This is a genomic window from Streptomyces sp. NPDC000941, assembly GCF_053599555.1.
In genome coordinates, this window is record NZ_JBSFMM010000354.1 from 1 (window position 1) to 7,343 (window position 7,343).

A 7,343-nucleotide genomic window follows, 5' to 3' on the forward strand; every position below is an offset into this window, starting at 1 on the left:
GCCGCGGTGGGCCCCGCGACGATCTGCGGCGCTCCGCCGCCGTTGACGCGCACCACGGCGGCGATGCGGTCGCCGTCGCGCATCGGCGGGGCGAGACGGCCGTGGACGCGCAGGCGCGTGGAGGGCAACAGCCGCAGCCATGCGGCCTGCTGCTGCGGCCGTGGCTGGGCGATCACGAGGACAGGGGCGCGGGTGGTGGCCGCCGAGCCGCCGCCGTGGTCGGCGGCCACACGAGTGGCCTCCGCCTCCAGCACCACGGACACGGGCGCGGGCGCGGCGCCCCGCACCCGGGGACGGGTAAGGCGCGGATCGCCCGTGACGGTCAGCTCGACGGAAGCCCCGGCGTACACCCGGGCCAGCGACGGCACCGGCCCCCGCCGCACATCCGCCCCATGCGCCCAGGCCACGGCAGCCGCCGCGGCCCCGCACACCAACGCCGCAGCCACACTCCCCCGAAGCCCACGCCACCGCGCCCCGGCCGGCAGCGCGGCCACGGTTCCCTGGGCTGCAACCGTTCCCGGGGCGTCTGCGGCTTCTGGGGCTGCTGCGACTTCTGGAGCGGCCACCACCCCCGGGGCGGCCGCGCCTTCCGGGACGCCCGCGGCCCCCGGGACAGCCACGCTTCCCGGGACCGCCACAGCTCCCGAGGGCGCCGCGCCTCCCCGCGCTGCCCTGCCTCCCTGGGCAGTCATGGCTCCCGCGGACGCCACACCTCCCGCGGACGCCACACCTCCCGCGGACGCCACACCTCCCGCTTCGCGGGGACCTGTCGGTCCCGCTCGCGAGGCTGTGCCCTGGGCGCTGCCCGGGCCTCGGGTGGTGCGTCGGGGCGGGGTGGGGGTCGTGGAGCGGGGCGGAGTGTTGGGCGGGGGCGGGGTGGCGGCACGGGGGCGGTGGGTGGCCCACATCAGGGCCGTTGCGGCGAGGCATGCGCCCGCGCAGGCCAGGGCCACCGTGCGGCCGGACGCTCCGAGGGCGAGGGCCGCCGCGAGCCAGGCGGCGAGGGCAGGCGGTACGAGGCGTAGGTCGGGCGGGCCCTCCTGGCGTGGGGCGGAGGCTCCGCGTGGGGAGGCGGCCTCGGCGTGCACCGGGGCGCGGGGGCGCGGGGCCTGTCGGGGTGTCATGGGCGGACCAGCGGGCGGAGGTCGGCGAATCGGCGGTCGCCGATCCCATTGACCTCGCGGAGTTCGTCGACGGAGCGGAAACCGCCGTGCTGGGTGCGGTAGTCGAGGATGTGCCGGGCCAGCACGGGGCCGACCCCGGGAAGGGTGTCCAGCTGGTCGACGGTGGCGGAGTTCAGGCTGACCGGCCCGGCGGGCGCCGAGCCCGCGCCGCCCGCTACACCGCCCGCCGCGCCGCCCGACTCGGCCGTGGCGGCGGGGCCGCTGCCGGTGGGGGGCAGGGCAGGGGGTGTGCCGACCACGATCTGCTCGCCGTCCGTCAGGACACGGGCCCGGTTCAGCCCGCTGAGATCCGCGCCCGGCCGGGTCCCTCCGGCCGCCTTCAGCGCGTCGGCGACCCTCGAACCCGAGCGCAGCCGGTGCACCCCCGGGTCGCGGACCTTGCCCGATACATCCACCACGACCGACCCCGACCCCGCCGTAGGCCCCGCCCCGGGCGACTGAGCCAGAGCCGAAGCCGGTTCGGAGGCCGCCGGGCGCGGCGGCTCCGGGGGCGGTGCCGCGACCGTCTGCGGTCGGCCGGTCAAGAAATGGTACGCCGCGAACGCTGCCGCGACGAGCAGTGCGACGGCCAGCGCGGCCAGGGTCCGCAGTTCGATACCGCAGCGGAGCTGAAGCCACAGCGGCAGCCGCTCCTTCATCGCCAGCCGCAGGCGGTCGCGGCGTGGCATACCCGGGTTGCCGGTGGCCGCTTCCGCCTCGGCCGCTTCGGCGGCTTCGGCGTCGTTGGCTGCCTCGACCGGCTTGGTGCCGTCCGCCGTACCGGTACCCGTGCGTTCTTCGCTCGCCTCGTCCCGGGCGCCCGGCGGCGGCTGGGGCGTGGCAGCGGTGACTCGTGGTGCGCTGGGGAAGAGCGCGGTCGCTCGCGCATGGCGGTGGTACGCGGCCGCCGCCGGGCGTGTGCCGACGCCGGGGCGGCGGCGGAGCAGATGGCGGCCCGGGCCGGAGGGCGGGCGGCGGTCGTGGCGGCGGGCGGGGCCCGGCCGGGTGGTTACTGTGCGTGAGTGTGCTCCCATGCGTCTGACCGTAGGCGGACTCGGCCGATCTCGCCGACGCACCTCAATTTCCGGGGATAACCCACCAGTTGTGGATAACCCCGTCACCCGGACGAGCGCACCCGGCCCCTCCCCGCCCCGCTAGCGCGGCGAGACCACCGCGCCCAGCAGACCAGGACCGGTGTGGGCGCCGATCACCGCGCCGACCTCGCTCACGTACAGCTCCTCGAGCCCGGGCACCCGCTCGCGCAGCCGCTCCGCGAGGGCCGCCGCCCGCTCGCCCGCGGCCAGATGTTGTACGGCGATGTCCACGGGGCTCAGACCGGCCCGCTCCACCACGATCTCCTCCAGCCGGGCGATGGCCTTGGACGCGGTGCGGACCTTCTCCCGCAGTTCGATCCGGCCCTCGTCCAGCTGCAGCAGCGGCTTGACCGCGAGGGCCGAGCCGAGCAGCGCCTGGGCGGCCCCGATGCGTCCGCCGCGACGCAGATAGTCGAGGGTGTCGACGTAGAAGTAGGCGGCCGTGCTCTCGGCGCGCTTCTCGGCGGCCGCGACCGCCTCGTCCAGCGTGCCGCCGTTCTCCGCGGTCTCGGCCGCCGACAGGGCGCAGAAGCCGAGCGCCATGGCCACCATCCCGGTGTCCACCACCCGCACCGGCACGGGCGCGTCCTGGGCCGCGAGCACGGCCGCGTCGTACGTGCCGGAGAACTCGGCCGACAGGTGGAGGGAGACGATCCCGGTCGCGCCCGCCTCGGCGGCGGCGCGGTAGGCGGCCGCGAACATCGCCGGGCTGGGCCGGGACGTGGTCACCGGTCTGCGCTTCTGCAACGCCTGCGCGAGGGACCGGGCGGAGATCTCGGTCCCCTCCTCCAGTGCCCGGTCTTCGAGCACCACTGTCAGCGGCACCGAGACGATGTGGTGCCGCTCCATGGCCTCCTGCGGAAGGTACGCCGTGGAATCGGTCACGATCGCGACATGGCGGGACATGACTGGGAGGTTATCGGGGGATGGCCTGGGCGAACAGCGCGACCCCGCCGGATGATCAGGTCACGTCGGGTTCTTACGGCGCGCGCCCGCCGGGTCGGCGGCCGGTGTCCCCGCGGCATCAGCCGGTGATGTCGCTGCCTGCCACCAGCTGTCCGTCCCCGCCGTGGAGCCGGGGCCACCGATGGACTGGGGCGGCTCGCCGGACGTGGGCGCGGGCGCGGCAGGCCCAGCGGCCCCCGCCGCGGTCCCGGAAGCCGCCGCGGTCCCGGAAGCCGTCGGGGAGGACGGCTCGGGTCCCGGGGCCCAGTGCCGCAGCGCGCCCGCCTCGACCTCGATCTCGCGGTCCAGCGCGTCCAGGTCATCCCGGGCGAACCGCTGCGCCCGGTCCTGCGCCGCCCAGCGCAGCGAGTCCGCGGAGCGGGTGATCCGCTCCGTACGCTCCCGGAGCTCGGGCAGCTGGGCCTCCAGGCGGGTCCTGGTCGGCTCCTGCTCCAGCCGCTTCAGCTCCTCGTCCAGCTCTCGCCCATGCGCGCTGAGCCGTTCGAAAAGGCCCAACGCCTCGGACAGCGACGGATCTTGGGGCGCCCCCGCCCGCAGCACCTCATGGGTCGCCCGCATCGAGGTGCGCAGCGACAGGCGCAGCTCGGCGAGCTCGCCCGCCGGGCCGGGCTGTACGAACTGCTTGGCCCGCAGCCTGGTGTCCTCCACCGTGCGGCGGGCCTGGCTGACGGTGCGGTCGATACCGCGCTTGGCCGCCTTGACCGCCCGGACGCTTGCGTAGACCCCCACCGAGACGAAGAGCAGGAAGACAAGCAGCAGGATCCAGACAACGGCTTCCATGCGCGCTCCTTCGCGGCGGCGGGCCGGGCGGCTCCGGCCGACGGCATCGGTCGTCTTCCCATCCCACCGTAAACGCAACGGGTGGGTTAGGGGTTCCCGGCGAACCCCCAACCCACCCGTAGGTGGGATCCCTGACGCCCCAGCACTGAAGCAGCCAGCGGTCAGCGGTCGGCCGTCAGCGGTCAGCCGTCACGCGGGGACGATGTTCACCAGCTTCGGCGCCCGCACGATCACCTTCCGGATCCCCGCACCGTTCAGCGCGGCCACCACCGCCGGGTCGCCCAGCGCCAGCTTCTCCAGCTCCTCCTCGGAGACCGAGGGCGCGACCTCCAGCCGTGCCTTGACCTTGCCCTTGACCTGCACCACACAGGTCACGGTCTCGTCGACGACATACGCCGGGTCGGCGACCGGGAAGGGCTCGTGGACGACTGACGTGTCTTGGCCCAGCTTGCGCCACAGCTCCTCGGCGACGTGCGGGGCCAGCGGCGCGATCAGCAGCACCAGGGCCTCGGCGACCTGGCGCGGCACCTCGCGGGCCTTGGTGACGTGGTTGTTCAGCTCGGTGATCTTGGCGATGGCGGTGTTGAACCGCAGGTTCACCATGTCCTGCCGTACGCCGTCGATCGCCTTGTGCAGGGCGCGCAGCGTCGCCTCGTCCGGCTCGGCGTCCACGACGGTGACCTCGCCGGATGCCTCGTCCACCACATTGCGCCACAGGCGCTGCAGCAGCCGGTACTGGCCGACCACCGCGCGGGTGTCCCAGGGCCGCGACACGTCCAGCGGCCCCATGGCCATCTCGTACAGCCGCAGCGTGTCGGCCCCGTACTCGGCGCAGATCTCGTCCGGGGTGACGGCGTTCTTCAGGGACTTGCCCATCTTGCCCAGCAGACGGGTGACCTTCTCGCCCTGGTAGTAGTACGCGCCGTCCCGCTCCTCGACCTCCGCCGCCGGGACCGCGATGCCGCGGCTGTCCCGGTAGACAAAGGCCTGGATCATGCCCTGGTTGTACAGCTTGTGGAACGGCTCGGCCGACGAGATATGGCCCAGGTCGTACAGCACCTTGGACCAGAAGCGCGCGTACAGCAGGTGCAGCACGGCGTGCTCGGCGCCGCCGACGTACAGGTCGACGCCGCCGGTCGGCTGACCCTCGCGCGGCCCCATCCAGTACTGCTCGATGTCCGGGTCGACCAGCCGCTCGGCGTTGTGCGGGTCCAGGTAGCGCAGCTCGTACCAGCAGGAGCCGGCCCAGTTGGGCATGGTGTTGGTCTCGCGGCGGTACCGCTTGGGCCCGGCGCCGTCGCCCAGGTCCAGCTCCACGTGGACCCAGTCCTCGTTCCGGGACAGCGGGGTCTCCGGGGAGGTGTCGGCGTCGTCGGGGTCGAAGGTGCGCGGCGAGTAGTCCTCGACCTCCGGCAGCTCCAGCGGCAGCATCGACTCGGGCAGCGGGTGGGCCACGCCGTCCTCGTCGTAGACGATCGGAAAGGGCTCGCCCCAGTAGCGCTGGCGGCTGAACAGCCAGTCGCGCAGCCGGAAGTTGACGGTGCCCTCGCCGATGCCGCGGGCGGTCAGCCACTCGGCCATCCGGGCCTTGGCCGGGGCGACGCCCAGGCCGTCCAGGGAGATGCCCTCGCCCGCCGAGTTGACGATCTTCGCGTCGTACGAGCCGAAGGCGTCCTCCCAGGTGGACGGGTCGGTGCCGCGATCGTCAGAGGGCTCGACGACGCAGCGCATCGGCAGCTCGAAGGCGCGGGCGAAGGCGAAGTCGCGGCCGTCGTGGGCGGGGACGGCCATGATCGCGCCGGTGCCGTAGCCCATCAGCACATAGTCGGCGATGAAGACCGGCACCCGGTCGCCGCTGACCGGGTTGATCGCGAAGGCGCCCGTGAAGACGCCGGTCTTGTCCTTGACCTCGGCCTGCCGCTCGACGTCGGACTTGGCGGCGGCCTGCTTGCGATACGCGGCGACGGCCTCGGCCGGGGTGCTGTGGCCGCCGGTCCACACGTCGTGCGTGCCCTCGGGCCAGGCGGCCGGGACGATGGCGTCCACCAGGCCGTGCTCGGGGGCCAGCACCATATAGGTCGCGCCGAACAGGGTGTCCTGGCGGGTGGTGAAGATCGTGATCTTGGCGTCGGGGTGGTCCGCCACCGGGAAGTCCACCCGGGCGCCCTCGCTCCGCCCGATCCAGTTGCGCTGCTGCAGCTTGATGGCCTCGGGCCAGTCCAGCGCCTCCAGGTCATCCAGCAGCCGGTCCGCGTAGGCGGTGATCCGCATGTTCCACTGGCGCAGGTTGGCCTTGAAGACCGGGAAGTTGCCGCGCTCGGAGCGGCCCTCGGCGGTGACCTCCTCGTTGGCCAGCACGGTGCCCAGGCCCGGGCACCAGTTGACGGGCGCGTCGGAGGCGTACGCCAGGCGGTAGCCGCTCAGCACGTCAGCGCGCTCGACGGCGGTCAGCTCGGCCCAGGGGCGCCCGTCCGGGGTCGCCCGCTCACCGGAGACGAACTGCTCGACCAGGGTGGCGATCGGGCGCGCCTTGTCGGCCTCCTGGTCGTACCAGGAGTTGAAGATCTGCAGGAAGATCCACTGGGTCCACTTGTAGTAGTCCGGGTCGATCGTCGCGAAGGAGCGGCGCGGGTCGTGGCCCAGGCCCAGGCGGCGCAGCTGGCGCCGCATGTTCCCGATGTTGGCCTCGGTGCTCACCCGGGGGTGGGTGCCGGTCTGTACGGCGTACTGCTCGGCGGGCAGGCCGAAGGCGTCGAAGCCCAGGGTGTGCAGGACGTTGTGGCCCGTCATGCGGTGGTAGCGGGCGTAGACGTCGGTGGCGATATAGCCCAGGGGGTGGCCGACGTGCAGGCCCGCGCCCGAGGGGTAGGGGAACATGTCCATGATGAACTTCTTGGGCCGCGCCACGGCCTCCGGGTCCCCGGCCAGCTCACCGCTCGGGTTGGCGGCGTCGTACGTGCCCTGCGCGTCCCAGAAGTCCTGCCAGCGGGCCTCGATGTCGGCGGCCAGCGCGGCGGTGTAGCGGTGCGGCGCGGCCGCCTCGGCGGCATTGGTCTCGCTCATGGTCCTCAAAGCTCCATCGGGTCGTCTCTGCCTGCGGTACCGGGCGACTCTCCGTCGCAGTCACATCCGAGCAGTCGCGTCTGAAACAAAAAGACCCCTCGCACAGGAGGGGACGCCGCGCCGATTCCGACCTGGGTGGATCAGATGGATCACCGGTCGGGACTGATCAGCGCGGCCCGCTACCGCCCTGGAGTACCGCGGTGAGCACCCTCACCGGCTGGAAAGGGAACGGCTGCGGCTGCTGGCCTCCACGCAGGCACCGAAGTATCACCTTCTC

Annotated in this window: 4 protein-coding genes and 1 pseudogene; all 5 read right to left on the bottom strand. The window is 73.5% G+C overall.

The window, feature by feature from the left end:
- Positions 1–446: pseudogene (locus ACWDSL_RS50560) on the bottom strand (ComEC/Rec2 family competence protein); the annotation flags it as partial.
- Positions 447–1,120: 674 nt separating this feature from the next.
- The gene (locus ACWDSL_RS50565; protein ID WP_450496169.1) at positions 1,121–2,197 is read right to left on the bottom strand and encodes a helix-hairpin-helix domain-containing protein; all 1,077 of its coding nucleotides are present in this window, start codon (positions 2,195–2,197) and stop codon (positions 1,121–1,123) included.
- A 120-nt stretch (positions 2,198–2,317) separates the two neighbouring features.
- Entirely contained in the window at positions 2,318–3,163 is an 846-nt protein-coding gene (locus tag ACWDSL_RS50570; RefSeq protein ID WP_450496170.1) for a DegV family protein, read from the bottom strand.
- A 60-nt stretch (positions 3,164–3,223) separates the two neighbouring features.
- The gene (locus ACWDSL_RS50575) at positions 3,224–4,003 is read right to left on the bottom strand and encodes a hypothetical protein (protein ID WP_450496172.1); all 780 of its coding nucleotides are present in this window, start codon (positions 4,001–4,003) and stop codon (positions 3,224–3,226) included.
- Between the two features lie 189 nt (positions 4,004–4,192).
- Positions 4,193–7,066, bottom strand: coding sequence for a leucine--tRNA ligase (gene leuS, locus ACWDSL_RS50580; protein WP_450496174.1), 2,874 nt, complete (start codon positions 7,064–7,066; stop codon positions 4,193–4,195).
- Positions 7,067–7,343 lie beyond the last annotated feature (277 nt).

Excerpts from the sequence above, each read along its gene's own strand:
- ACWDSL_RS50575 (WP_450496172.1), bottom strand. The coding sequence starts at position 4,003 with ATGGAAGCCGTTGTCTGGATCCTGCTGCTTGTCTTCCTGCTCTTCGTC.
- ACWDSL_RS50570 (WP_450496170.1), bottom strand. The coding sequence starts at position 3,163 with ATGTCCCGCCATGTCGCGATCGTGACCGATTCCACGGCGTACCTTCCG.
- ACWDSL_RS50565 (WP_450496169.1), bottom strand. The coding sequence starts at position 2,197 with ATGGGAGCACACTCACGCACAGTAACCACCCGGCCGGGCCCCGCCCGC.
- leuS (WP_450496174.1), bottom strand. The coding sequence starts at position 7,066 with ATGAGCGAGACCAATGCCGCCGAGGCGGCCGCGCCGCACCGCTACACC.